Source organism: Alicyclobacillus kakegawensis NBRC 103104, from assembly GCF_001552655.1.
In the GTDB taxonomy this organism is placed as follows: Bacteria; Bacillota; Bacilli; order Alicyclobacillales; family Alicyclobacillaceae; genus Alicyclobacillus_G; species Alicyclobacillus_G kakegawensis.
In genome coordinates, this window is sequence record NZ_BCRP01000004.1 from 1 (window position 1) to 25,429 (window position 25,429).

Sequence of the window (25,429 nt, forward strand, 5' to 3'; positions counted from 1 at the left end):
ACATCTGGTCATTTACAATCATTCACTATTATTGGCGTTACAAATCCCACCGTAAAACAGGCGTTAGCTCAACGAGCGGAAAGTACGGCAATTTTGGAATGCGGATATTTATTTATCTTCTGCGTTGATTTTTATCGTATTATGGCAACCATTGATGATAATAAAAAAGAAAAAATGAGAGAAAATGTTAGTTTTACTTACTTCTTTCAAACCGGCATTACGAGTACCGCGATTGCTGTGCAAAATGCGAATTTAGCAGCTGAGTCTATTGGGCTAGGGACTGTAATTCTAGGAGGAGTTGGTGCGGTTCCAGAGCTGGATGAGTGGCTGGACCTACCGGGAAACGTAATCCCCTTAGTTGGATTAGCTGTTGGTGTTCCAGATGAAATGCCGGAACAAAAACCACGTTTACCTCAGTCCGCCATATTCTTTGAGAATAAATACAATCGCGATCTAAAGGATATGGTGGAAAAATACGATAAATGTATAGAAGAGTATTATGCACATCGTACGAGTAATCAACGGATAACGAATTGGTCGCAGAGAAATATGAATATGCTAACTCAGGATATACCGTTTGAGTTTTATAGCGAATATGTTAAGCGCAAAGGATTTGCTTTAAAGTAGACTGTTATTCCCGCGTCCCCGGTCTCAGGATAAGGCCTCGACGCTCCTTGTCCGCTCTCCGGTGCTCTTCGGGATGGGTCAGTTCGGTGCCGTGCTTTCCCTCTTTGCAGCGAGCTTCTGGCGCATGGGTCTACCGCCTTGCCGGCACCACCACAGGGGCCGTACAAGACCAGGTTTCATTTCCTTCAAACTCGGCATGAGTTTATCAATAAATTTGGAAGTGGGGAATAGCGGGGGCGGACAAAAGGACGAGAGTGAGGCAATGCCACTGCGAACAACTTGGAATAGTACTGTTCTACCCAACATCCAATAGCTTCTCGTTGTTCCCATTCCAGGTATTCTGCTTTCCATAAGTTACGGCAGGCGGCCTCTTTGGGGAGGTAACATTGAGCACTCTGCTTCGTACAACGAATACGATGGTGTGGTTTCTGATGTTGGCGTTCCGGTTCCAGAGTTGAAGTATCCGGGATTGATTGTCCATGGCATTAGCGTCGATTGGTATGCAGGAGATCATATGGTGATTGATGCAGATGGATTGCTTCGCGTTACTCCAAACGCCTATCCAAGCGAGATATCTCTAACGATATACAAAAATTTGGATCAGACTATTTATTTAAACGGACAATCGTTAACTGGCCCAGACAGCAAGATCATAAGCATCGATGGACATGAGGCGAAGATACTGACCTTTGAGTACAGAGACGCAAATTCAGGCGTTCAAAATGCATATTACTTAAGTTGGGTACAGGGGCCATGGACTTGTGTTCTTAGCGCGGTTGGAGATGATATTTTTCAGTCGGATGTAACTAAAATTGCACATGCAATCATGGATACAGACCATGCACGACTTTCAAACTAAGCAGTACACACCTGCATCAGTTGCCACTAACATACGCCCAAATTCAGCGTTAAGTCCATCCCTGCTTCCGGTGGTAAACGGGTATGTAACATCGCATCAGGGATGTTCTGTCCGGATTTTTTTGCAAGTTAGTCTATATCATTAAAGAAGGGATCGGTATCTCTTAAGCCCCGAAATTGGATTGGACAATCTCCCCGCATGCCACTCCCAGTACTCCCTTCATAGTTAGGCATTGATGTCTTTTTATCCATTGGTATCAGGGAAGGTCCCAACGAATGCGACACTGACGTACAATTCGGGAAGATGCGAATGACGGCGCTCTCGGCGCCGAATCTCCGCGTTGAGCCGCTCGACGCTGTTGGCTGTTCATGAGCCGCGCGTGATAGCGTCCGGGCCACAAGCACGGTCGCCGCGTCTTCAACCCCCTCTTCTAGAAGACTTATTGATTTTAGTGTCTTTGCGGAGTAATCCGTGTGACGGTTCGTTCAACAGCCATTGATGGGGGATCGTAGACGTGTAAATTGGTAAGATGGATTGAAGGAGCCGTATGCCTTAATTAGGCACGCACGGACCTGTGAGGGGGGCAATTTCGAAGACTGAGGGAAAGAAAGAGTCTTGTCTCTACTCGACCATTTTCGAAGACTTATATAAAGGATTTGCAGGGAGCCGAGTTGCTGCATCCAGCTCATATGCGAAGTCCCAGTTAAGTCCCGGTTCTTAGGCGTGGAATCTGTGCGGGAATCTCACTGTGACCGAATAGCCGTGCGACCAGCATCGGTTTCAGGTTGAGGTTTTAGGTCCCTGCTTGGGAAGGAGTCAGCCATTGAAGCGCTTTCTTTGGGCAGCTTACGGTATGTATTTCCTGGGCGGAATGACGACTGTGTTTTTTGGTGCCATCATGCCGGAATTGCTTTCCCACTACCACACCACGTACACGTCGGGCGGGTTCTTGGTACTGCTGCAATCCATCGGATTTATCATCGGCGTTCCAATCACCGCGGGCTACATGAAACGATGCCATTATCGATTTATCCTGTCTGGATCGGCGTTGGCGGTCGCGGTGGCGCAGATGGGCATTCTCTGCTTGCCTCACTTTTATTGGGTGGAACTGCTCGTGGTCTTGAATGGCATTGGCACCTCGGCGCTGGAGACGGCTGTGGCTTCCTACGTGATGGAACTGTTCGCTGGAAGACGCGCGATATTCATGAGTCGCTTGGAAGTGGCGTTTGGAGTTGGGGCACTCACTATGCCGGCCGTTGCCAGCGCACTGGTGGCTATGCACGGGTGGAGGTTGACCGCTTTGCTGGTGGGCGGATTTGCCGTTGTGCTTGCCGTGGTTTGGGCCTCCACCTCAGTTTTCTTGCAACCAGCAACCGTGGCGGTGGAGGGGCAAATGGACGCCCACACGGCCGCACCTCCGATCTTCAAGGGGAGGGCTGCCAAGTTGTCTGTCCTCATGTTGTTTCTGCTCATGGTCTTTGTCTACGTGGGGGTCGAGGGCAGTCTGAACAGTTTTCTGCCGAGCATCTTCACGGTGTATCTCAAGACTCGTCCGTATTTCGCGTCCCTCAGTTCCTCGGCGTTTTGGATGGCCATGGTGTCCGGGCGGATGGCCATTGGTTGGATAGTCCGCCGTGTCAGCTACGAACGTTATTTGTTCGGAAGCCTTGTTCTCGGACTTGTGTTTATTTTCCTCTTGACGCAGTCCAGAGCCCTATGGGTGTCTTACCTCACGGTTTGCGGGCTGGGTTTGTCGATGTCCGCCGTGTATTCCATCACGATGGTGTATGCGAACCACACGTTTCCAGGAATGGAGCGCATGGTTACGAGTGCAGTCACGGCCTTCGCGGGAGTGGGTGGAGCGGTGTTCCCGGCTGTGATTGGATACGCCATGGATCACTTCCTGCCCAGTCAAGTCTTATGGATGATGTTGGGCTTTGTCGCGGTACTGTTGATTCTATTCCTTACTATATATGGATGTCTGCGCGTGATGCGTCAACGCACTGCGGTGAAAGGGAGCAAGCACCCGGATTCGACGTGATCCCGTTCTGCATGCGGCCGGGTGCCCAGCTTCGCGCCCTCACTTCGCATCTTGCAGTGTATGCCTGATGTTGGGGCGCGGCCTGCGCCCGACCATCCACTCGATGCCGAGCATCACCACGATGAGGATGATGAGCAACACGAAGGCAGGTGCGTAGCTGTGCGCCGCATCGTGGATGGACCCGATAACGATGGGGCCCAGGGCACCGATGACGTATCCCACAGACTGCACCATCGCCGACCATGAGCTGGCCTCCGATGCGGTCTCGGTGGCATCGATGGGCAAGAGCAGGGTGAGCGTGAACAGGCCGCCTGCGCCGACGCCTAGGAAGAGGGCGGCGACAATGGGGTTCACCGGCGTGAAGACGAACAAGAGCAGGCCCACCAGTTCGGAGAGGCTGCACAGCATCAACCACGGACGGCGGTCTGGATGGCGGCGCGTCAGCATTGAGATGATAGAGGACATGGGAATTTGCACCAAGGTGAACACGGTGCTCACAACGCCTGCAAACGCCGCGTTGTAGCCCATGGTCTGTACAACGGGCGGAAGCCACGCCGTGAAGACGAAAAACAAAAATCCCATCAGGCCAAACAGCGCAGTGATGAGCCAAGCATGGCCGGACGTCCATGGCAACGGTGCATTCTGGACGGCCGATTCGTGATGGTGCGTGGCACTCGGATGGAGGACGGCCGCGAACCAAAAGGGGATGGCCACGATGGCGAAGATGGCCCAAAAGGACAGTGCGAGTTGCCATGAGCCGAACTCGGATTGGATAGGAACGGTCAGGCCAGAAGCGGCGGCCGCTCCAATGACCAATGCGGCCGAATAGAGTCCAATCATGCTCGACATGTGGCGCGGGAAATGGTGCCTTACAAACCCGGCGAGCAAGGGCCCCACCGCTGAAATTCCAAGGCCAATCAAGACTGTGGTCAGCAACAAGTATCCGGTCGAGTGCGTGAACCACCGCAACAGGGTCGCGATGGCAAGGAGAACCATGGAGGCCGCAATCACTCGCTCCATGCCAAAGCGGCTGGCGTAGCGTACGATGATCGGAGAAAAAATGCCCATGCAAAAGACGGGTATTGAGGTCAACAGGCTGGCCACCACAGAGTTCATGTGCAGTTGATGGCTCAACGTATCGAGGATGGGAGAGACGGAAGTGATGCCAGGCCGCAGATTTAACGAAGCCATGAATAAGGCTGCAACCAAGACACTCGTGCGTGTTTTCATTGCTCAGAGCCTCCTGGAACGGGGAGCCCGTTCTTGTTCTCGGTGTCACGGCGTACCTGTGAAGCATCTTTAACAATGCGATGAAATCAATCGTAGAGCATGAACTGCACTCCGGGTGTTCTTTCCTGTGCATAGAAGGTGCAGGGCCGGCGTCAAGCCTCCCTCTTCTAAATTGTATACGATACGCTTGGGTATGGCCTGTCCACCCAATCTGCTGCCTCCGACCGGTGGGTCCCGTCTTCATGGATGTCCGTATCCTGTCGTGGGGCGGGTGCTATTGGCGGCGCTTACACGGTGTGCTACGATGGCCGTGACGGGTTGCATGAGGCTTGGCGCCGCCATGGGCTTGAGCGTTGCTTGCCCCGAGGAGGCGTTGGTTCTGGCCCAACCGGTTCGGATTGGCATGGGTGCCGGACAACATCGGAAAGGCACCCGCCCAGGATGACGGAGAGTGCGCTCGGTATCCCGCCACTTCGTGGAGTGGGCAAGCCGGCCGCGAGGTGGTAATCGATTGGTCGCTGTGAAGCCTACATGAATGGTGAGGGGGTAAGCTGGTGCAGAAGGGATTGACTCGTGCCGGAGTGGGTGCGGTTGGCTCTTTGGAAGCGTTTATTGAGCTTGCGGCGGCGTACGGTTTTACCAGCGTGGACGCTGCAGGCGAAGAATTGGTTGGCTTGGTGGAGCGCCATGGTCAGGAAGGCGCCCTGGCCCTGCTTCGGGAGCACGGGGTCAGCATCGGCAGCATGGGTCTGGTCGTGGAGTGGCGTCGGACGGAGGCTGAGTTTCGCGCCGGCCTGTCGCTTTTGGCGCAGCACGCGGCGGTGGCCAGTGCGCTCGGGTGCACGCGCAGCTGCACGTACATCCTACCATCGACCGACGAGAATCCCGCTCACTTCCTGGCGATTGCCACCCGCCGGTTGCGCGCCTGCGCTGAGATCCTGGGGGCCTTCGGCATGCGTCTGGGATTGGAATTTGTCGGCCCGCACCACCTGCGTGAGGCCGGGCGCCATCCGTTCATCTGGGATTTGCACAGCACGCTGGATTGGATTACGGCTATAGGCAAGGACAACGTCGGGCTGTTGTTGGACGCGTTTCACTGGTACACGACGGGCGCGACGGTGGACGATATCCGCGCCTTGCACAGCCGGCAAATCGTGCACGTGCACATCAACGACGCGAAGGATGTTCCCGTCTCCGAGGTTCGGGACAATGATCGGCTGTTCCCCGGGGAAGGAGTCATCAATCTGGTCGGCTTTCTGCGGGCCCTGGCCGACATCGGCTACGACGGTCCGGTTGCGCAAGAAGTCTTGACGCCCGCACCCCTTACGGAAGACAGCCGCGTCTTAGCCGCACGGTCGCAGGCGGCCTTTGCCCGTCTCTTTTCAGCGGCCGGCGTTTGATGCGTTTCAACCCGTTCCGGGCCGTCCGCAGGCGGACGGGATAGGTGTCCGGCGCCGGTGCTCAATTCATCGCGTTAGGCTTCATCTTTCTGGATGATCCCTCTCCGCAGCAGAGAACTCGCCCGCATGCCAGACCTCTTTATGTTACATGATATAACACAAATGGTTGCGCAAACAGAGGGTTCACGCGTAAATTCAACATGTGGCCAGGATTTCTATGTAAGGTCCAGTAACTTCAGAGGGAATTTGGTCATAAAAAATAACATATAAACGCGGTCCATCGACTGGAGTCCAGGGGGTGCTTCGGTGGAGAGCAAGTTCGAATACCTAACGTTGTCTCGTTCGGATCTCACCAGGTGGCCGACTGTGTTAAGCGAAGTCCGCGAATTGGTCGAACAGGGATACATCAAAGTCGTGGATATCCGCCGTCATCAAGACCACTTGCTGATTGTGTTTCGTCGCTTGACAGTAGACCTTCCTCACGTCCCCAGCCGTCCGTCCACAAAATCCCGGCCCTAAAAGTCGATGCTGGAAGATGCCTGCGGCAAATCGCGCTTATCCCGCCCCTTGACTGGGGGTGTAGCGGTCGATGGCGGGGTAGCAGGCCGGCCGCGTCGAGAGTCAGCGGCGGGTGCGTCGGCGGCGGGCGGGCTGAGCCCGCCGATGCGCGCTTCGCCGCCGCTTGTGCGCGGTTGGGCGCGCAGGCGGCGCGACGGTTGCCTCTGTTCCCAACACGGAGGCCAACAACCGCTGCAGGTGTTCCACCTCTTGCCGGATGTCTCCGTCCGTCGCGGACAGGATGCGCTGTCGCAAGCGCGGATAAAGCCGGTTGATGGCTTGGCGCAGCAGGGTCCGCTCCAGTCCGCCCGCGTGATCCATGGCCCGCGCCAACAGCTGGTCGATGGCGACCAGGGCGCGTTCTTGCACCGTCACACCCCGCACCTCAGCTTCCATCATGCCTTGACCCCCTTGCTGTCGCCCTACAGTATGTCGAAAGTCGCCGGGCGGCCAGGGCTTTTCGCCGGGCGCCTGCGGGCGTGCTACAATCAGGTCATGATACGGCCAAGCACAACTTCACCCGACGCTCGGTCTGGACTCTTGGGCGTCTATCCTGCAAAATGGGAGAAAAATCCGGCCGGCGTGTGGGTGCGTCAACCGTTTCCGGGTGTCCATCACACCGTGATCGATCCGTTCGTGCTCCTGGACGAGTTTGTGCTGACGCAAGCCGGGTTCGCCTGGCATCCGCACCTGGGATTCGAGAAGGTGACGTATCTGCTGGAAGGGGCTCTCGTGCAGCGGGACTCGCTGGGCCGGGAGGTCCAGCTGACGGCCGGCGGGGCGCACCACCTGTTGGCCGGCTGTGGGGTGGAGCACGCGGAGGAACGGGTGCCTGGACGGATTGCCCATGGCGTGCAGGTGTGGGTCAACCTGCCCCGGGATGACAAAGAGGCTCCGGCGGCGTCCCGTGCGGTCGCAGCCGTGCCCAGCCGGACGGTGGCGGGGGCCTGCGTGCGCAGCCTGGTGGGTCCGGGCGGCGCCTTCCGGTTTCACGCGCGGGTGGCGGTGTACGATGTGTGCTGCCCTGGAGCCGGGGTGTTCCGCTGGCCGAACGAGGTGTCACCGGACGGGGTGGTCGTCCTGTACCCCCTGTTCGGCCGCGGCTGCACCCCGGCCGGTGCCGCCCTGGCTTCTGGCGCCGCGTACGTGTTGTCCCCGGGCATCCTGCCCATCGGCATCACGCACCCTGGCTCGTGGCGGTTTCTGCTGCTTGTGGGTTGTCCGCTCGGACAACCCGTTTCGTTGTGGGGCGGCTACGTCGATTGACACAATAGGGAACCATAAGGAGGAAGACAAATGGGCTTTGTTGCTGTAGGGGCTATTTTCGGATTGCTTTCGGTCGCTTTGGGCGCGTTCGCCACGCATGTCCTGCAGGGCCAGTTATCGTCCGACATGCTGGACGTGTTTCATACGGGCACTGAGTACCAGATGTATCACGCGCTCGCGCTGCTGGCCGTCGGCATTCTCGCGTACTTGAACATTGGCGGCAGGATGGTGCGTGCCGCGGGGTGGCTGTTTGCCATCGGCATTGTGCTGTTTTCCGGCAGCTTGTACGTTTTGGCCACCAGCGGCGTCACCGTCTTGGGCGTGGTGACGCCGATCGGCGGTGTGTGTTTGCTGCTCGGCTGGGTGTTCCTCATTGCCGCCGCAGTCAAGGCAGTCAGGCGTTGAGGCACCGCCGCTTGGCCAACCGTTGACGCGGCCCCTAGGCACAAGGGTTCGATCCGTTCGAGCGGATCGAACCGTTTTTGTGTGCGGCGACGCGCCTACGCACCGACGATTTGGTCGATGGCGACCAATTCTTGCGGGTCGAACACCAGGTTGTCCAGCGCCTTGACGTTCTCCTCAATCTGGCTGACGCGGCTGGCGCCAATCAGAGCGGAGGTGACGCGGCCCTCGCGCAACACCCAGGCCAGAGCCATCTGCGCCAAGGTCTGACCGCGGCGCGACGCGATGTCGTTCAGGCGCCGGATTTTGTCCAGTGTCTCCTCGGTGATTTGCTCCGACTTGAGGAAGCCGGTCGGTTTCGCGGCCCGCGAATCTTCAGGAATGCCCTTGAGGTAGCGGCTGCTCAAGAGCCCCTGGGCCATCGGCGAAAACGCGATGCTGCCCACACCCTCCCGCTCCAGCACCGCCTGCAGGCCATGTTCAATCCAGCGGTTGAGCATGGAATAGGACGGCTGATGGATCAACAGCGGGGTGCCCAAGCTGCGCAGGATGGAGATGGCTTGTTCCGTCTGCTCCGGGCTGTAGTTGGAAATTCCGACGTACAGCGCCTTGCCCTGGCGGACCACCAGGTCCAGCGCCGCCATCGTTTCTTCCAGCGGTGTCTCCGGGTCCGGGCGGTGGGAGTAAAAAATGTCCACATAATCAAGCCCCATCCGTTTCAGGCTCTGGTCCAGGCTGGCCACCAGGTACTTTTTCGATCCCCACTCCCCATACGGCCCGGGCCACATATAGTAGCCCGCCTTGGTCGAGATGACGAGTTCGTCTCGGTACGGGGCGAGGTCCTGCTTGAGCAGGCGGCCAAACGTCTCTTCGGCCGATCCGGCCGGAGGCCCGTAGTTGTTGGCCAGGTCAAAGTGCGTGATGCCCAGATCGAATGCACGCCTGACCATGGCGCGGGCGTTTTCGAACGAATCGACGCCGCCAAAGTTATGCCACAGGCCCAGCGAGATGGCGGGCAGTTTCAGTCCGGAGCGGCCGCACCGGTTGTATATCATGTTCTCGTAGCGGCTTGCGTCGGGCAAATAGGTCACGGACGAGGCCTCCTTGGCGGGTGCGCTGCGCCCCGCTCATGATATCGTTTGCACTTCCATTATACCGATTTATCCTGCATGAAACCTTCTTGGCGCCGGACATACTGGGATTGATTCCTGTGAGCGCCAGGATGTGGAGGGCCGCAGGCGAAACGGACGACGCCGGGTGCGTGGCCGGCGGTCGCCGGGGAGGGTGCAGGATATGACAACGAAAACCGTGCCGGGCCAGCCAGCGCAGATTGGGTCAGGCCGCGCCGGGCCGCGGGAGACGGAGCGCAGCCTGGCGTCCGTCAGTCCGTTTGAGTTGAACCGTGAGCTGATACGCCTGGCCGCAGACCACCAAAAGGAGAGCACGCGCGTGCTGCTGGATGCAGGCCGCGGCAATCCCAACTGGATTCACGCCGGCGCGCGCGACGCCTTCTTTCTGCTCGGCCAATTCGCCCTCGAGGAGTCGCGGCGGGTCTGGCGACAGGGAAACCTGGCGGGCAAGCCCAGGCAGCCGGGCATCCGCGTGCGGATGGACGAGTTTTTGCACATCCACCGCGGTCTGCCCGGGGCCGACTTGCTGGCCCGCGTGATCCGGTATGGGTGCGATGTCCTCAAACTGGACCCGGACGGCTACGTCCACGAATTGGTGGACGGAATTATCGGTGACAATTACCCAACGCCGGACCGTATGCTGGTGCACGTGGAACGGGTGGTGCATGCGTATCTGACGCGTGAATTGTGCGCAGGGCGCGACGTGGGCCGTTTTCACCTGTTCGCGGTGGAGGGTGCGACGGCAGCCATGTGCTACATTTTCGATTCCCTTTTGGCCAATCACCTGCTCGAGCCGGGGGCACGTGTGGCGGTGATGGTTCCTATTTTTCCACCTTATCTGGAAATACCCAGACTGCCCCGGTACCGTTTCGACGTGGTCGAGGTTGTCGCCAGCGGCCGGGCCGAAGATGGCAGCCACACGTGGCAGTACCCGGACAGTGAGCTGCAAAAACTGAAAGACAACTCCATCCAAGCGCTGTTCCTGGTCAATCCGAGCAACCCTCCCTCGGTGGCCATGGATGCGGATACATTGCGCAGTCTGGTGGAGATTGTGCGCGGTCACCATCCGGATCTGATGATTGTGTCGGATGACGTGTACAGCACATTCGTCGACGGTTACCGCTCGCTGATGGCCGAGCTCTCGTACAACACAATCGGAGTCTACTCGTTTTCCAAGTACTTTGGTTGCACGGGCTGGCGTCTGGGGGTGATTGCGGTGCACGAAGACAATGTGTTTGACGCGCGGCTGCGCCGGTTGCCGGAAAAGCAGCAGCAGGAGCTGGCGCAGCGCTACCAGTCGTTGACCCCAGACGTGTCCCGGCTGCGTTTCATCGACCGGCTGGTTGCGGACAGCCGCCAGGTGGCGCTCAATCATACGGCCGGTCTGTCGACGCCGCAGCAGGTCCAGATGGCCCTGTTCGCTGCGGCCGCGCTGGTGGATGCGGACGACGATTACAAGTCCCTCACCAAGTCCATCTGCCGGCACCGCCTGCACCTGCTCTATGAAGGGCTGGGTCTCCCGGCGCCCAATGTCCCTCACATGGCGGATTATTACACGGAGTTTGACCTGGCGGAATGGGCCGCCCGCCACTACGGTCAGGAGTTCGCCCAGTTTCTTCGCGAGACGTGCGAACCCACGGATATTCTGTTCCGGTTGGCCGAAGAATCGTCGGTGGTGCTGTTGAATGGCGGCGGTTTCCATGCTCCGAGGTGGTCGGTGCGCATTTCTCTGGCCAACCTGGACGATGCGGATTATGCGCAAATTGGCCGAGACCTGCACAAAGTTCTCGAGGAATACGTGGCAAAGTGGCAGGAGAGGGTGAGGCGTAAGTAGCACCCGGGGATGCGGTTCAGTACAATGGATGTGCTGCAGCGGATGTGTTGCATCTGCAGCCTGTTTGACGTTTGGAAATTCCGCTAGGGCCGAGTGCGTGTGTGCGCTGGCCGTCTGCTTGTCGGGGAGAGGATAGCCAGATGTCCATTGTGCGTTCGTCGTACGTCGGGGAAGCGGCCATCACCGCTATCGGTGAGCAACTGGCCATAACGGTTGCCCCCAGTCTGGGGGGCAAGTTGGTCTCGCTTGTGCACCGTCCCAGCGGCGTCGAGTTGTTGCGCCAGCCGTCCAGCCGCGAGGAGTATGAGGCGCGGCCTATTCTGTTCGGCGCGCCCATTTTGTTTCCGCCCAACCGCATCGCGGATGGGCGCTTTCAGTTCGCTGGACAGACCTACCAGTTTGATTTGACCGAGTCGGCCAAGCACAATCACATCCACGGCTTTGTCGCCCACCGTCCGTGGCAGGCGGAAACGGTGGAAGGGGCGCGGCGGACGGCGATTGTCGTCACCTTTGATTCGGCTCACCATCCGGAGGTGCTGCGCCAATTACCGCAGCGTTTCACAATTGCTGTGGAGTATGTGCTCGACGGCCCACGGTTGATCAAGCGCGCGACGGTCGAGAACCACGGCGGACGGCCGCTGCCGTTTGGGTTCGGTTACCATACGACGTTTCGCTTCCCGTTTGCGGACGGGGGCCAGCTGAAGGATTGCCGGTTCAGCCTGCCGGTCAACAAACAGTGGCAGCTGGACGCGCGTAACCTGCCGACGGGCCGGCAGGAGCCGGTGGCGGCGTCGGTGGCGGAAAACCTGCCGCTGGCGGGGGTGGCGCGGGATGATGTATTCTCCGCCGCAGCCGGTCTGCCCAACCGGGCGGTGCTGCGAGACGACGCGGCGGGGCTTGAGGTCCACTACGACTGCGCGGAGCCTTTCCGGTTTTGGGTCGTGTACAACGCGGATGGTACACAGGGTTTCTTATGCCCAGAGCCGTACACCTGGGTGACCAATGCGCCCAATCTGCCGCTACCGGCAGACGAGACGGGCATGTCCGCCTTGGAACCGGGCGAGCGCCGTGTCTTGGAGACGTCGATAACCGTGTTGCCCCTCTAGCGGATTGAAAGAGAAGGCTGGGTGTTCCTTGATTTTACATATTCTGTAACAGATCATGCTAGACGAGCTTATGCGCTTGTGAGACAATACGCTCGTGCTCGGCTCTGGGCATGGTCTTGGGCTGTGATACTCAGGCTGTGAAATGAGAACCGAACAGAAGATATTCGGACATGGCGCGCATCGGCCGGGCTTTAGTAGGACCGGCCGATGCGGCGTGCAAATGGATGCCGCAGGAGGAACAAGCGTGAACCGACGAGCGCGGTTTGCCGGTCAGGACAAGCAGGAGTGGAAACTGATTGATCTGGAGATGACAAAGTCTGGATGGCGTTTGCGGTTGGCTTCAACCGTCGATAACGGGGCCGATTGCGAGTTGCTGCTCCAGGAGCGGCATGCGTCCCGTACGCTGTCGCTGCCGTTGACGCGCAGCGACGGTGAACGCCTGGGCTCGGGAGCCTTGTACGTGGCCCATGTTCCCTTCATGCCGTCCGGCGGGTATGGCGAAGCCCTGTTTGACGTGGACACGTGGGACGCGTACGTCCGCCCAGGGGGAGTGGTGGAAGCGGGGGGCGAGGCGCCTCGCTGGCGGGTGCGCAGCCACTTTCGCGAGCGGGAGTCGCTGTACGCGTTCCACCGTTCGCGCCGCCTGGCCGCCATTCCCTACAGCACCGTGCAGGGCAACCTGTCCATCCGCATTCGCCGCGTCAACGGATCGGCTAAATTGGTGTCGGCGGCTTGGCATGGGGACGGTGTGCTGGTTTTGAACGGATACGTATTCGGTCCCCTGGTGGATCCCGATAAGCCCGAGCGGGCCCGCCTGTCGCTGGTGGTGCGCAACGAGGCGGCGACTGCGGAATACGCCTTTCCCGCGCAACCTGTCCCTTGGACCGAGGAAGCGGAGGCGCCGCCGGCCGTAGCGGCGGGTCCGGGGGCTGGACGCGAACCCATAGCCCGGGTGAGCGACTACGCCGCGCCGTCCGCGGCGTCGTCCGTGGCGTTCACGGCCCGGATTCCGATGGGGGCCGTGGACCTGGCCGCTCTGATGGACCAGCGTTTGGAGTTTTTTGTCTCTGTCGGGCAGAGCGACAACCAGAGGCTGTTGCCGTTGCGCCAGAATGAGGATCATCCGGCGGATCTTGACCGGCGCAACCCAGTCGTACATACTCACAGCGGCGCGGTGCGGTGCGATCTGCTGCTGGACGGGATGCGCCCGCTCGTCCGCCTGGTGCCCCACGACCTGGAGGCCGAAGTGGAGGCCGTCTATGCCCGCGATGGGACGATTCAAATCCTCGGGCGGGTGCTTCGTCCGGGCGGCTATAGCGGGTCCACCCAATTGCGCTTACGCCGGCGCGATTCGCAGGCGGAGATGGCTATGCCCGTTGTGGCGGAGGATGGCCGCTTCGACGTCCGACTCACGCCGACTGGCCTCTTGCGGGACGGCCTGCGCCCGGGGCTTTGGGACCTGTCCCTGTCGGCGCAGGGGCGTACGTGCCGATTGCGTTCCTGGCAGGACGGCATCGCCCACAAGAACCAGTTGGTGCGTTTTCCACGCCAGCGCTTCACGGTGGACGGACAAGCCTACGCCGTATACCCGCTCTATACGCGCGGCGACTACCTGGCTATCCGGGTTCGTCCCGACGTGCGGGTCAAGTCGGTCCTGTACATCGAGGCGAGGAAAACGGGGTTGACTCTGCGGGTGCGCCTGGAGGTGCTGCCCCCCGTGGAAGGCGTCGACCAGGTCACGGGTGTGTTGACCGTGCGCTGCGAGTACGGCAAGGTGCACAGGATTCCCGTGGCATGCAGTTTGCAGAGGGTGGGACAGACGAGCGATTTTCACGCTGTCCTGACGACCACGCTGCCGGCCGGGGAATTTGCCAGTATCCGCGAGGATGTGGTGCGAAACCTGCACTTTGATTCGGTGGAGTGCGTGTTCGAGTTTCCCAGCCACCAATCGCGGTTCCCCATCACCTTGAGCCCGGACGCGGTGGTCTCCTCCTTTGACGACCGACTGGATCGGCGGCCGCGGCTGCGCCGAGTGTTCGACAGGCTGCGGGTGCTCTTTTACCGCGCCGCCAACCGTGTGCTGCCGGTGCGCAGCGACCTGATTGTGTTCCAGAGCTACTACGGCAACAGCTACGCCTGCAATCCGCGTGCCATCTACGAACAGATGCTCGGACAAGGCCGCCGCTTTCGAGCCGTCTGGGTGATGAAAGACCTGAACAAACGGCTGCCCGGGTCCCCTCGCCTGGTGAAGCCCAGATCGACCGCCTATTTCTATTATATGGCACGTGCAAAGTATTTTATCAACAACGGAAACTTTCCGGATTTTTACCGCAAACGCCGCGGCACGGTGCATGTGGAAACCTGGCACGGCACGCCGCTGAAGCGGTTGGGGTACGATGTCGATCCCGGTTCGGCCGCGTACAAGGAGAACACGGCTCCGGAACTGCTCAACCGAGTTCGCAGGTGGGACTACCTGGTTGCCCCCAATCCCTACACGGCCGAGATCCTGTGTCGCGCCTATCGCTATGACAAAGCCGTGTTGGAGGTGGGGTATCCCCGCAACGACGTCTTTTACCGCTCCGATGCCGCTCGGCGCGCGCAGGAGATCCGCCGCCGCTTGGACATCCCGGAGGAAAAGCGGGTCATCCTCTATGCGCCTACCTGGCGGGACTCGGAACATCAAGGCCAGCAGCGAAATGCGCCGTACGAGTTTCGTTTCGACCTGGAGGATTTTAAGCGCGAGTTTGGCGACGACTACGTTCTCCTCCTGCGCCTGCATTATTTCGATGCCCAGCGCATGCAATGGATAGACGACAGCGGCATCATCCGCAACCTCACCTTCTATGACGACATCGCGGACCTGTACCTGATTTCCGACCTGCTCATCACCGATTATTCCTCGGTGATGTTTGACTTTGCCAACTCGGGCCGGCCAATGATTTTCTTCACCTATGACCTGTTGGCCTATCGATCTGTGATGCGCGGGTTTTACTTTGATTTGGAAGAGCAAGCGCCAGGCCCGTTGGTGCGCACCGAAGCGGAGCTGTTTGCGGCAATCCGTCAAGTGGACGAATGGCCTGTGCGATACCGGGACAAGTACGAGGCGTTCCGCCGTCGCTTCTGTTCACTGGAAGACGGCGGCGCGGCGCGGCGCGTGATTGAGGCTGTGTTCGACGACGTAGGAAAGGGTGGGCGCCGATGAGAATCACCTTTTTGATCTTTGACATCTATGGCATGGGCGGCACCGTCCGCACAGTTCTCAACACGGCAAACTATTTGGCCGCGCACGGCCAGGATGTGGAGATTGTCAGCGTTTTTCGCAAGAACAAAGATCCGTTCTTTCCCATTGATCCGCGCATTCGAATCCGGGTTCTCCGCAACTCGGTCGCCGCAGGCCAAGCCGGCGGACGGCCGGGCATCAAACAGCGGACGCTGCAGTACCTGCGTGTGCCCAAGCTGAGAAGCCGGCTGATCCACCGCGACGATGAGGCGTACGATGCGTTCTCGCTCATGAGCGACGTGAAGATATACCGCTTTCTCAAGTCGCTCCACGACGGCGTCCTCATCACCACGAGGCCGAGCTTCAACCTGATGGCGGCCAGGTACGTCGATCCGCGTGTCTGCCGGGTGGCACAGGAGCACCTCAACTTCGACATCCACCCGCCGGGGCTGCAGCGCGCCATCCGTCGGCTCTATCCGCGGCTCGACCATCTGATCACGCTGACGGATGATGACACCGCCACCTATCGCCGCCTGTTTGACGGTACCGGGCTGGATGTCCGCAAGATCACGAATTCGGCGCCACAGGTGTCCTGTCCGCAGTCTTCCTTGGATCAAAAGGCTGTCATCGCCGCTGGCCGGCTGGTGCCGCAAAAAGGGTTTGACCTGTTGATTGAGGCGTTTGCCCGCGTGATTGAGCGCTTTCCCGATTGGCGCCTGAAGATCTACGGCTACGGGCGAGACAAGAACGCCCTGCAGAAGTTGATTCTGGATAAGCACCTGTACAACCATGTGTTTCTGATGGGTCCCTCGCGCGACATGCAGCAGGAACTGGCCCAGGCTTCCATCTATGCGTTGAGTTCCCGCTTCGAGGGATTCGGCATGGTCCTGGTCGAGGCGATGCAGTGTGGCGTGCCGATAGTCTCGTTCGACTGCCCCAAGGGCCCGGCGGAGATTGTGACGCATGGGGAAGACGGGTGGCTGGTCGAAAACGGCAATGTGGAACGGTTTGCCGAAGCCCTCATGGACCTGATGGGGGACGATGAGAAGCGGCGGCGCTTTGGCCAGAACGCCATGCGCAATGTGCAGCGCTTTGACATTCAGCAGATTGGCCGCCAGTGGCTGGACCTGTTGGAGGACATAAGCCGCAAGCGCGCCTGAGAAGGAACATGCGGCCTACAGGGCCGAAGCGCCCGCGCTGCCTGCCCGTTCCAGCGTCGGTTTCTCCGATTGCGGGTTCTCGGTGTAGACAATCGGACCGTGTCCCAGCGTGTGGACGATGTCCCTGTACAGGAGCCGGCCAGCCAAACGGTGGCCGGCGCTGTTGGGGTGCCAGGAGTTTCCGTAGTACATCCAGTACGTCTGGCCGTGTGCGGCCATGTACCGGCGCATTTGCGACAGGATGTCGAAGACGTGCACGTTCGGGTTGTGAAATTCGTGCGCGACCTCCACTTCCGCCGCCAGGTAGCGTTCGGTACCGGCACGGTAGAACGAGGACGACGCCTCGGTCACCGGCGGCGTCACCAGCATGACCACCGCATGCTGAGCCAAGGCGCCGTCGATTTCGGCGTGGATGGCGTATTTAAACCTCGCCATGGGGGTGTGCTTGTGGCAGTCGTTGAGCAGTCCCCAGGCGATGGCGACCACTTGGGGTTTTATGCTCGAGAGCCAGTGTGGGTAGCGATGCATCACATCGACCGCTCGTGCCCCTGGGCGGCTTCGGTCGACATACTGCCAGTGTACGGACGTGGTGCTGCTGAGTTCAGCAAAGGCACGCCGCAGATAACTGTCGCGCCGTGCGTCCAGCCACCCTTGCGCCATCGATCCGCCCACGACCAGCACCGTTTCCTGTTGGCTGTGTTCTTGCCGCTTACCCTCCGCGGTGTAGGTGGATCCGCACAGGGCTGCGGCAGTGACCAGGGCTGCAGCCAGTCCCACCCAGCGTCGTTTCATTTCTGTTCACCTGCATGATGCATGTCACGCCCTCCAGTATACTACAGGTTAACGTTCGCTTGCTGGCCGGCGCCGGCACGGCCCGCCGGTGTTCCGAGCCGGCCAGCGAGATCACGGCACGGATTGGGCGGTGGTCGGACGCCGTCGTATTCACGACCTGAACAGACTGGACCTGCAGCCCGTGACTGACAAGCACGTAGTCAATCAAGCGCGTGGGGGCATCGGCAGGGAAGGTGGCGCACCCGCCCTGGCACCGGTTCATTGTCTGGCCGAACACGTTCCACAGCGGACGCAGTTCGGGGGCGGAAGGGACTGCGTTGAGATCGCCCATCAGCACCTTGGGGCCGGTGTTCTCGGAGACGATGCGCATCATGTCGGCCACCTGCCGCGCGCGCAGATGCGCATCACGCCGATAATCCAGGTGCGTGAGGTAAACGCGCAGGTCTTGCCCATGGACGTGAATCATCGCCTCCGCAAACCCAGGCTTCACCGCCACCGATTCCCGGCGGCCCTGCGTCAACCGACGGGCAATCTGGTGGTTTACCATGCCCTGGATGGGATAGCGGCTCAGGAGCAGGACGCCGTATTGTCGGCGGGGCCCGCCTGGGGTGATGGCGTCCAGATTGAAGATGGGGGCGAAAAATCCGTACATATGGAGACGTCGGATGTAGAACTGCGCTTCGTCCTCGTGCCGGGCGTGCTTGTGCCAGTAGGCGCCCACTTCCTGCAGTCCGACCACGTCGGCGTGCGTCTGGGCGATGACGTCGGCAATCCGCGCCAGGCTATAGCGGCCGTCGATGCCGATGCCGCCGTGCGTGTTGTAAGAGACGACGGTCAACGTCCCTTTTTCCGCAGTCGGCTGCGGCGGCAGTTCCGCGGCCCGTGCCGGGGACGGCGCCATGGCCACGGCTAGGCACAGACCGGCGGCCGTCAGGATGGAGCGGGACAGCTTGGACCAGTGCATGGAAGCTGTCACCTCGCTTTCCGTTTTTCTCTATTCTCTGCAGTCCGCACGCGAAATACTCCTCAGCCGGGCAGGCACGCTTGTCCAGGAAGTCTGATCTATACTTAGAATCATACGTTGATTCATGAACATGCAATGCAGGGGTGCGCAGACGCCGGTTGGGCGGCTGGTGCAGGTTCACCGACGAGGGGGATGACAATGTCCAAACGCACCATCCAAGCGGAGGATCTCTATCGGTTTCAATGGCTGTCCAATCCGGTGCTCCATCCGGACGGGCAATGGGTCGTGTTCGAATGCATGAGCGTGGACGGGAAACAGGACGATTACGAGACGCAACTGTGGCTGGCGAGCACGGATGGGGCGGAGTTCCGCCCGCTGACGACAAGCGGAACCAGCAACCATGGGGCCGTGTGGTCGCCGGATGGCGCCAGGTTGGCTTTTCTGTCCAACCGCGCCTATGGGACGCAGGTTTGGCTATTGCCGATGCAAGGGGGCGAGGCACGGCGGCTTACCCGCTTCCGCTACGCTCCAGGCGCTTTGGCGTTCGCGCCGGATGGACGCAGCTTGTACGCGCTGGTGCCGGTGCCGCGGGAGCCGTCAGTGGGCGACGTCGCGTTCTGGGATGAGGGCCTCACGGACAAAGAGGTCCAGGAGAAAAGGGACGAGGAGAACAAGGAGTGGGCGGACAATCCCAAACGATACGACCGGCTCTATTACAAGGGGGATGGCGTGGGATTGTCGCGCAAGCGCGTGCGACAGTTGGTGGCCATCGACGTGGAGACAGGGGCCTGTCGCCAGCTGACGTGGGAGCCTGAAGGGGTCTCTGCGTTCAGCGTGGCCCCCGACGGGAAGTCTGTGGCCTATACCACGAATCGGCGGGATAACCCGGATGTGAACTGGTGGTATGAGGACATCTACCAGGTGTCGGCGGGCGGCGGGGAGGCCAGGCTGCTCTGTGCGGACGTGGTGGCGCGCGACCTGGCGCATTCCCCGGACGGCCGTTACCTGGCCGTGCTCGGGCACGGACAGGAGTTGTACCAGTACTGGTCGGCAGCGCATACGCATCTGTTTCTGGTCGCCACGGCGGATGGCGGCGTGACCCGGTTGACAGGGCAGTTTCCCGACGAACTCGGGGACGCGACCGGATCAGACATGCACGGTCAGGTGAAGAGCCAGCCTCCGGTCTGGTCGCGCGACAACCGCTTCATCTATGTGCTGTCGGCGCGCGAGGGGCGTTGCGAGGTGGTCCGTTTTGCCGCCGACGGGAGCACGCCGGAGGGCGAGGTGGTCGTCGGCGGCGACCGGGACGACTACGGGTTTGCCAGCGACGGGGGGACACGGTTTGTCGTGACCTACGGCACTCCTACGCACCCAGGAAAGGTGGTGTCGACGGACATTGCTGGCGTTACGCCCAGATGGCGCAAACCGCGCGCCGTGACCGAGGCGATGGACGGCCCGGTGCCCTTCTTTCCAGAGCGGGAGGTGCGGCTGGACCGGTGCAACACGTGGCTGGACGAGGTGGCGCTGGTGGAGCCAGAACCCTTTTATTACAAATCGGGGGGAGACTGGACGCTCCAGGGATGGGTGATGAAACCGGCCCGGTACGAGGCGGGCAAGCGCTACCCGGTCATTCTGGAGATTCACGGCGGGCCGCAGACCCACTACGGGTACGCCATGTTTCACGAGATGCAGTGGCTAGCGGCGCAAGGGTATGCGGTGGTCTACACCAATCCGCGCGGGGGCACCAGCTACGGCCAGGAGTTTGTCAACGCCGTGCGCCATCACTATGGAGAAGACGACGCGGCCGATGTGCTGAACGGCCTGGAAGCGGCCTTGTCGCAATTCGATTTTCTCGACGGGAAGCGTGTCGCCGTCACCGGCGGCAGCTACGGAGGTTTCATGACGAATTGGTTGATTGGACACACGCAGCGGTTTTTCGCCGCGGTCACACAACGCTCCATCTCCAACTGGATTTCCTTCTACGGGTGCAGTGACATCGGACCGCTGTTCGTCGAGAGCCAACTCGGTGTGTCGGACGTGATTGCGGAGCGGGAACGATTGTGGCAAATGTCGCCCCTGGCCCATGCGGCCAACATCCGGACGCCGCTGTTGATTTTGCATTCGGAAAATGACCTGCGGTGCCCGATGGAACAGGCTGAGCAACTGTACACGGCGCTGAAGCAGCGCGGCGCGGAGGTGGAGCTGTTGCGCATACCCAACGCCAGCCACGGGCTGTCGCGCGGGGGCAAGCCGAAGCTGCGGGTGGCCCGGCTCCAGGCCATCTTCGGCTTCATCGACGCACACCTGCCGGATGCGGGTGCACTCGCCTGAGCGACAAGCCGTGGGAAAGGAGAATTGCCGATGGACTTTCTCCTGCCGCAGGAGCTGGTGGAGATCAAGCGGACGGTGCGTGAATTTGTCGATCACGAAGTCGAACCGCTGGCGACGCAGATTGAGCAGCAGGACCGGGTGCCCGACGACGTGTTGGAAAAATCGAGGAAGTTGGGGCTGTTCGGCCTCAGCATTCCCGAGGAGTACGGCGGCCTTGGCCTGTCCATGCTTGGCAAATGCGCCGTGTTTGAAGAACTGGGGCGCACCATCAACGGGTACACCACAGTCATCGGCGCACACAACGGGATTGGCAGCGTGGGCATAGTGGAGTTGGGAAACGAGGAGCAAAAGCGTCGCTACCTGCCGAAAATGGCTTCCGGGGAGTGGATAGGCGCCTTCGCTCTGACGGAGCCACAGGCCGGTTCCAACGCCGCCAATCTGCGCACGGTGGCGGTAAAGAAAGGGGATCGCTACATCCTCAACGGCCAGAAGATCTACATCACGAACGCTCCCATGGCCCATGTGTTCACGGTGATGGCCGCGACGGACCCGGAGAAGGGGGTGAGGGGCATCACGTCATTCATCGTTGAGCGCAGCTTTCCGGGTTTTCACATGGGCCGGGTGGAGAGAAAAATGGGGCTGCATGGCTCGCAGACGGCCCAGCTCTATTTTGAAGACCTGGAGGTGCCGGAGGAGAACGTGCTCGGGGAGGTCGGCCGCGGCTACATCAACGCGCTCAGCATCCTGGCCAACGGACGGGCGGGCCTGGCCGCGCGGTCTTTAGGATCGAGTGAGTACCTGCTGGAGAAGTCGCTCGCCCACGCCCTGACCCGCGAGCAATTTGGCAAGCCCATCTTCGAGCAACAGATCATCCAGCACTACCTGGCGGAGATGGCGCTCGAAATTGAAACCCTGCGGGCGTTCCTCTACAAGGTCGGCTGGCAGGCTGACCAGGGCGAGAAGATCGTCAAGGAAGCGGCGATGTTGAAACTGTACGGCTCTGAGGTGTATAACCGAGTGGCGGACAAAGCGGTGCAGATTCACGGAGGCATCGGCTATATCGCCGACTATCCGATTGAACGGTTTTACCGCGATGCCCGCATCACGAGAATCTATGAAGGCACGTCGGAAATTCAGAAGAATATCATCGCGGCCCGGTTGAAACGGGAGTTTGAACGGCGGGCGGCGCATGGATTCGACGTGCGTGCCGAAGGGGAGTGCTAATGCGCGCGCAGGTCGTGGAGAACGAAGAGCAGTTGGCGGAGTGCCTCGCCATCCGTCGCGAGGTGTTTGTCCTTGAGCAAGGCGTGCCCGAGGACCTGGAGTGGGACGAATGGGACCGTATCGGCGCCTGTGTCCACCTCTTGGTTCGGGATGGGCAGGGGATAGCCCAAGCGACCGCGCGGGTGAAGCGGTACGATGAAACAACGGCCAAGGTCCAGCGCGTGGCCGTGCGCCGGTCGGTCCGCGGTGGCGGATGGGGGCGGGCGGTGATGGCGGCCGCGGAAGCGGCGGCGCGCCAGCTTGGCCTGCGGCGCGTCGTATTGGACGCCCAGTGCCAGGCACAGGCGTTTTACGAGAAGCTGGGCTATCGCGTGGTCAGCAGTGAACCGTTTCTGGACGCGGGGATTCTGCACGTGCGCATGGCAAAGGAACTCGCCGACTGAGTGACTGACGCCCCGGCGAAGGCGCAGTGTGGGCGGTCCGGCCGGATCGCCCACAGGGGATGGGCCGCACCCGCGACGGGCCTGCGCGACTTCGCGCGCGTTCTACGCGTGGCCGCCGGCGCTGCGCAGCGCTTCCCGCCGTGGTTTCCACACCCGCACATATTGCGCGCCAAAGTAGGACCCGAGCACGAACAGAGCGGCGATGAACTGCGCGGCGAGGCTTTGAATGTTGTTGAACACGCAAAACCAAAGCCCCATCCAGTCCGGGAACTGCACCGGCAACTGGGTGACTCCAAGCCAGCCAGCCTGCTGCATCTCCTGGACTTGTTCCCCGACCATCACCAACAAGACGGCACCCAGCATGACGCCTGTGAACACGAGCATTTTTTTGTAGGGAAGCTTTTGGTGGGCGAAGAAGGTCAGGACCGCGACCATCAGCGTAAGCGCCAGACCCACCGCGGTGCCGATGAGGACGACCATGGAGCCCAGCTGCATGCGCGTGTTCTGCAGGAACAGCACGACTTCGAAGCCTTCCCGATAGACGGACGTGAAGCCGAGAATGATCAGACCTTTGTAGGCCACCGCCTTGGCGGTATCGGCGACCCCGGTTGACGCTGTCGCGTCCGACTCCAGCGCACCAATCATTTCGTTCTTCTTTCGGTTGTGCATGGAAATCCAGCCGGTCCAATAAATGCGGTGGAAGAACCAGTTCATCACCAACAGCAGCACCAGGATGGCCAGCAGCCCGGTGGCCGCCTGGATGTCGAGTTCCGGGGCGGTCTGGCCGACCAGGGAGATGATGCCGACCACCACAAACCAGGTGACTATGGTGGCCAGAAAGGCGAGCCCGGCGCCGTTTGAAATCGGCCGCCAATACGCTCGCCGGGTACGGACCAGGCTGGCCGTGATGGCTGAGAGGACGAGGATAGTCTCCAATCCCTCGCGAAACACCAGGATGCCTGTGTCCACGATGGCCGCACCCCGTCCAATGTTCCGTGCCGTCGGGTCCGGATTGCCGCCGGCGGTGACGCCCTGCCACACGAGCGCCGCCACCACGGCAGCCGCCAGCACCGTCAGAATCGTTCGCTTGACACTCCAGCGGAAAGACAACCGATACTCCCCCTCGTCTCGGTGCGTCGACAAACATGACTTCCCGAATCAACTTTGTCTCTGGGTATTGTACGATTAGCAGATGCTAACCGCAAGAGGTTTGATACATGAATTAGCCATCGTTCGCAGATTGGACGAGAGTTTGCTAACCTATGAGGTAGCGACCGGCTTTGTGGACCAGGCTTGATGGATGGAGGTTGTGTCATGGGACCCATCAATAAAGAGGCGGTGCAGGCCGCCCTCAACGAGTTTGAAAACCAGGATTTGTATCTGCACCTGGAGACGACCAACGGGGCGTACGCGGCGCACAGGCAGGAGTCGCAGATGGCTGTGTGTGCGTACATTCGCAACGGGCGCATCCGGTATCACCGCGGGGTGGTGAGTGGAGACGGCCCGTTTCGGGTGGGGCTGAAGATGGACCAAGGCTGGGTTTACGCCGAGGGACTGACCGATTACGAGGTGGACTCTGAGGGACGGCTGCTGATGGCCGGCCATGACCGCGAGGGCCGCCTGGCGGTCGCCTTGGAACTCAGCCGCACTCCGTTCCGCGTCTAGGCGCAGCTTTGCTTTGCGGTCTGTATCCTACGCTGATGCGTGCAGCGGGAAAGGGAGTTGAACACAATGGAAAGGCACGTTTTGGTAGTCTTCCCACACCCGGACGACGAAACGTTCAGCAGCGGAGGCACCATCGCCATGCACACACAGGCTGGCACACCGGTCACCTATGTTTGCGGCACGCTGGGGGAGATGGGGCGCAACATGGGCAAGCCGTTTTTCGCCACGCGCGAGTCGTTGCCCCAGGTGCGGGAACAGGAACTGCGCGAAGCCTGCCAGGTTCTCGGCATTCGGGATTTGCGGTTGTTGGGGCTGCGCGACAAGACGGTGGAGTTTGAGGACCGGGAAGCGCTGGCCGAACGCATTCGGGACATCATCCTGGAGCTCAAACCCTCCCTCGTCATCACGCACTACCCGGGATTCGCGGTGCACCCAGACCACAACGCGCTCGGCGCGGCAACCGTGCGCGCGGTCGAGATGTTGCCCAAGGACCAGCGGCCGACCGTGCACTGCAGCGCTTTTTCCCGCGACGCCCGGGAAAAGTTGGGATATCCGGACGTAATCAACGACGTCAGCTCGGTTCTGGACGTCAAGATGGCGGCCATCCGCGCGCACCGCTCGCAGTCGGAGGCGATGCTCAAAAATCTGGAGGAACAGCTCGCGAAAAACCCTGATGCGGCCCGGAGGATGGAGGCGGAGCGGAGCAAGGAATCGTATTACACCTACCGCTTTGCCGATTGAGGCGCCGGGCTTTCCGGGCCATGTCCCGGATAACGCACATCCACACATTCAGGAAATGTGAAATATGGCCGTGGACGCGGGAGTCTGGCCACAACCGGGGCAAAAATCGATACAATAAGGGCATACACCGTTATCAGCCAGGCCATAGCGGCTGAGAGAGGAGAGTCCTGATGACAGAACAAACGGTCACCATTCACAACCCGAGCGGGCTGCACGCACGGCCGGCTGCGCTGTTGGTCCAGGAGTGCGGCCGCCACAGCTGCCAGATATGGATCCGCAAAGAGGACAAAGAGGTGGATGCCAAGAGCATCCTCGGTGTCATGTCGCTGGCGGTTCAATCCGGTCAGACGGTGACGATTCGCGCCGAAGGCGAGGGCGAGGAGGCGGCCATACAATCGGTCGTCGCTCTTATTGAAAGCGGTCTAGGGGAATAATT

General features: G+C 60.3%; 23 protein-coding genes. 17 read left to right on the forward strand and 6 right to left on the reverse strand.

Going from position 1 to position 25,429, the window contains the following annotated elements:
* The 3 genes from AK2_RS04050 to AK2_RS04055 form a co-directional block, all read left to right on the forward strand.
* A partial coding sequence (locus tag AK2_RS04050) for a nitroreductase family protein (RefSeq protein ID WP_067931685.1) occupies positions 1 to 627 on the forward strand: 627 nt, incomplete at its 5' end.
* A gap of 517 nt (positions 628 to 1,144) precedes the next feature.
* Positions 1,145 to 1,486, forward strand: a complete 342-nt coding sequence (locus AK2_RS16800; RefSeq protein WP_157076219.1) for a hypothetical protein — start codon at positions 1,145 to 1,147, stop codon at positions 1,484 to 1,486.
* An 823-nt stretch (positions 1,487 to 2,309) separates the two neighbouring features.
* Positions 2,310 to 3,527 (forward strand): MFS transporter, encoded by a 1,218-nt coding sequence (locus AK2_RS04055; protein ID WP_067931687.1) that lies wholly within the window; start codon positions 2,310 to 2,312, stop codon positions 3,525 to 3,527.
* Between the two features lie 39 nt (positions 3,528 to 3,566).
* Here the strand turns inward: AK2_RS04055 and AK2_RS04060 are convergent, their stop codons facing one another.
* A complete protein-coding gene (locus tag AK2_RS04060) occupies positions 3,567 to 4,757 on the reverse strand; it encodes an MFS transporter (protein WP_067931689.1) in 1,191 nt (396 codons plus the stop codon).
* Positions 4,758 to 5,311: 554 nt separating this feature from the next.
* On the opposite strand from AK2_RS04060, the gene AK2_RS04065 reads away from it, so the two are divergent.
* Both AK2_RS04065 and AK2_RS04070 read left to right on the forward strand, forming a co-directional pair.
* Positions 5,312 to 6,157, forward strand: coding sequence for a sugar phosphate isomerase/epimerase family protein (locus AK2_RS04065; RefSeq protein WP_067931691.1), 846 nt, complete (start codon positions 5,312 to 5,314; stop codon positions 6,155 to 6,157).
* A 306-nt stretch (positions 6,158 to 6,463) separates the two neighbouring features.
* The gene (locus tag AK2_RS04070; RefSeq protein WP_067931693.1) at positions 6,464 to 6,676 is read left to right on the forward strand and encodes a hypothetical protein; all 213 of its coding nucleotides are present in this window, start codon (positions 6,464 to 6,466) and stop codon (positions 6,674 to 6,676) included.
* A gap of 102 nt (positions 6,677 to 6,778) precedes the next feature.
* On the opposite strand, the gene AK2_RS17070 is transcribed toward AK2_RS04070, so the two are convergent.
* The gene (locus AK2_RS17070) at positions 6,779 to 7,114 is read right to left on the reverse strand and encodes a hypothetical protein (protein WP_067931695.1); all 336 of its coding nucleotides are present in this window, start codon (positions 7,112 to 7,114) and stop codon (positions 6,779 to 6,781) included.
* Positions 7,115 to 7,297: 183 nt separating this feature from the next.
* On the opposite strand from AK2_RS17070, the gene AK2_RS17075 reads away from it, so the two are divergent.
* The gene (locus AK2_RS17075) at positions 7,298 to 7,981 is read left to right on the forward strand and encodes a pirin family protein (protein WP_067931697.1); all 684 of its coding nucleotides are present in this window, start codon (positions 7,298 to 7,300) and stop codon (positions 7,979 to 7,981) included.
* Positions 7,982 to 8,011: 30 nt separating this feature from the next.
* Complete coding sequence (locus AK2_RS04085; RefSeq protein ID WP_067931699.1) at positions 8,012 to 8,386, forward strand: DUF423 domain-containing protein; 375 nt, start codon at positions 8,012 to 8,014, stop codon at positions 8,384 to 8,386.
* A gap of 95 nt (positions 8,387 to 8,481) precedes the next feature.
* On the opposite strand, the gene mgrA is transcribed toward AK2_RS04085, so the two are convergent.
* A complete protein-coding gene (mgrA, locus tag AK2_RS04090) occupies positions 8,482 to 9,474 on the reverse strand; it encodes an L-glyceraldehyde 3-phosphate reductase (protein ID WP_067931701.1) in 993 nt (330 codons plus the stop codon).
* A 202-nt stretch (positions 9,475 to 9,676) separates the two neighbouring features.
* Between mgrA and aspD the strand changes: the two genes are divergently transcribed.
* From aspD to AK2_RS04110, 4 genes are all read left to right on the forward strand, one after another.
* Positions 9,677 to 11,347: an aspartate 4-decarboxylase gene (gene aspD, locus AK2_RS04095; protein WP_083520834.1), complete on the forward strand. Its 1,671-nt coding sequence runs from the start codon at positions 9,677 to 9,679 to the stop codon at positions 11,345 to 11,347.
* Between the two features lie 140 nt (positions 11,348 to 11,487).
* Complete coding sequence (locus AK2_RS04100; protein ID WP_067931703.1) at positions 11,488 to 12,453, forward strand: aldose 1-epimerase; 966 nt, start codon at positions 11,488 to 11,490, stop codon at positions 12,451 to 12,453.
* Between the two features lie 244 nt (positions 12,454 to 12,697).
* Positions 12,698 to 15,655: a CDP-glycerol glycerophosphotransferase family protein gene (locus AK2_RS04105; RefSeq protein WP_067931705.1), complete on the forward strand. Its 2,958-nt coding sequence runs from the start codon at positions 12,698 to 12,700 to the stop codon at positions 15,653 to 15,655.
* Positions 15,652 to 16,833 (forward strand): glycosyltransferase family 4 protein, encoded by a 1,182-nt coding sequence (locus tag AK2_RS04110; protein WP_067931707.1) that lies wholly within the window; start codon positions 15,652 to 15,654, stop codon positions 16,831 to 16,833. The genes AK2_RS04105 and AK2_RS04110 overlap by 4 nt, the downstream gene beginning before the upstream one ends.
* Positions 16,834 to 16,848: 15 nt before the next feature.
* Here the strand turns inward: AK2_RS04110 and AK2_RS04115 are convergent, their stop codons facing one another.
* Both AK2_RS04115 and AK2_RS04120 read right to left on the reverse strand, forming a co-directional pair.
* Positions 16,849 to 17,625, reverse strand: coding sequence for an SGNH/GDSL hydrolase family protein (locus AK2_RS04115; RefSeq protein ID WP_067931709.1), 777 nt, complete (start codon positions 17,623 to 17,625; stop codon positions 16,849 to 16,851).
* Positions 17,543 to 18,589, reverse strand: a complete 1,047-nt coding sequence (locus AK2_RS04120; protein ID WP_067931711.1) for an endonuclease/exonuclease/phosphatase family protein — start codon at positions 18,587 to 18,589, stop codon at positions 17,543 to 17,545. Before AK2_RS04120 ends, AK2_RS04115 begins: the two co-directional genes overlap by 83 nt.
* Before the next feature lie 198 nt (positions 18,590 to 18,787).
* Between AK2_RS04120 and AK2_RS04125 the strand changes: the two genes are divergently transcribed.
* Genes AK2_RS04125 through AK2_RS04135 form a run of 3 tightly spaced genes read left to right on the forward strand, consistent with a single transcriptional unit; the run spans position 18,788 to position 22,587 of the window.
* A complete protein-coding gene (locus tag AK2_RS04125) occupies positions 18,788 to 20,920 on the forward strand; it encodes a S9 family peptidase (RefSeq protein ID WP_067931713.1) in 2,133 nt (710 codons plus the stop codon).
* 30 nt (positions 20,921 to 20,950) lie between these two features.
* The gene (locus AK2_RS04130) at positions 20,951 to 22,144 is read left to right on the forward strand and encodes an acyl-CoA dehydrogenase family protein (RefSeq protein ID WP_067931715.1); all 1,194 of its coding nucleotides are present in this window, start codon (positions 20,951 to 20,953) and stop codon (positions 22,142 to 22,144) included.
* Positions 22,144 to 22,587, forward strand: coding sequence for a GNAT family N-acetyltransferase (locus AK2_RS04135; protein WP_067931717.1), 444 nt, complete (start codon positions 22,144 to 22,146; stop codon positions 22,585 to 22,587). The genes AK2_RS04130 and AK2_RS04135 overlap by 1 nt, the downstream gene beginning before the upstream one ends.
* Before the next feature lie 102 nt (positions 22,588 to 22,689).
* Here AK2_RS04135 and AK2_RS04140 read toward each other — a convergent pair whose 3' ends face one another.
* Entirely contained in the window at positions 22,690 to 23,730 is a 1,041-nt protein-coding gene (locus tag AK2_RS04140) for an FTR1 family iron permease (protein ID WP_245632762.1), read from the reverse strand.
* A gap of 171 nt (positions 23,731 to 23,901) precedes the next feature.
* Between AK2_RS04140 and AK2_RS04145 the strand changes: the two genes are divergently transcribed.
* The 3 genes from AK2_RS04145 to AK2_RS04155 all read left to right on the forward strand — a co-directional run bounded on the left by AK2_RS04145 (position 23,902) and on the right by AK2_RS04155 (position 25,427).
* Positions 23,902 to 24,252, forward strand: a complete 351-nt coding sequence (locus tag AK2_RS04145; protein ID WP_067931721.1) for a YojF family protein — start codon at positions 23,902 to 23,904, stop codon at positions 24,250 to 24,252.
* Between the two features lie 66 nt (positions 24,253 to 24,318).
* A complete protein-coding gene (gene bshB2, locus AK2_RS04150) occupies positions 24,319 to 24,993 on the forward strand; it encodes a bacillithiol biosynthesis deacetylase BshB2 (protein ID WP_067931723.1) in 675 nt (224 codons plus the stop codon).
* A gap of 170 nt (positions 24,994 to 25,163) precedes the next feature.
* Positions 25,164 to 25,427 carry an HPr family phosphocarrier protein gene (locus tag AK2_RS04155; RefSeq protein WP_067927746.1) on the forward strand — a complete coding sequence of 88 codons (264 nt, stop codon included), beginning with the start codon at positions 25,164 to 25,166 and terminating at the stop codon, positions 25,425 to 25,427.
* Positions 25,428 to 25,429: the final 2 nt, after the last annotated feature.